Annotated in this window: 1 protein-coding gene; it reads right to left on the bottom strand. The window is 35.1% G+C overall.

Going from position 1 to position 843, the window contains the following annotated elements; genetic code table 11:
• Positions 1-843: AAA family ATPase (locus ACQY5W_RS13055; RefSeq protein WP_428025410.1), on the bottom strand; the 843-nt coding region annotated here is incomplete at both ends.

Genomic DNA, 843 nt, shown 5'->3' with positions numbered 1-843 from the left:
AATGGTTTATTTTTAGCATGAACTTTTAAAATTCCAATTCTTCCTAAGCGGTCGGGTAATCCAACTGTAATTTGCCGATCAAATCGACCTGGTCGTAATAAAGCAGCATCTAATATATCTACTCGGTTTGTAGCCCCTACTACAATTACACCTTTATTTTCTTTAAAACCATCCATTTCTGTTAATAGTTGGTTTAATGTTTGTTCCCGTTCATCGTTGCCACCACCAATACCAGCACCCCGTTCTCGACCAACTGCATCAATTTCATCGATAAATACAATACATGGTGAATTTTCTGACGCTTTTTTAAAAAGATCACGAATACGAGAAGCGCCGATACCAATAAACATTTCGACGAATTCTGAACCGGCTACACTATAGAAAGGAACATTTGCTTCGTTTGCAATTGCTTTCGCTAATAAGGTTTTTCCTGTCCCAGGAGGTCCTACTAATAAAACTCCTTTTGGAATTTTTGCTCCAACTACTGTATAACGTTCAGGTTCTTTTAAGAATGAAACAATTTCTTCAAATTCTGCTTTAGCTTCATCAATACCTGCGATATCATCAAATGAAATCCCTGTATCGGGTTTTTGATCAAATCTTGCAGGTGATTTTCCTAAATTCATTGGAGAGGAGCTTGAATTTGGTGAAAAATTATCTGAGTTTTGAAAAAAGAAAATTAAACTACCAATAAAAACTAATGGCAATAAAAGGTTACTTGCAATTGTAATAAAGATACTTTTCTGTGGAGCTGGATGTGCATCAAAATCAATATTATATTCTTTTAATTTTTGAATTAACTGCGAAGCACCAACTGGAATTTCAACACGAATGGATTGAGGA

The sequence above is a fragment of the Arcobacter sp. genome (assembly GCF_050300555.1).
GTDB lineage: Bacteria > Campylobacterota > Campylobacteria > Campylobacterales > Arcobacteraceae > Arcobacter.
The sequence above is the reverse complement of the archived record's forward strand: the minus strand, read 5'-3'. Positions and strand labels throughout refer to the sequence as shown.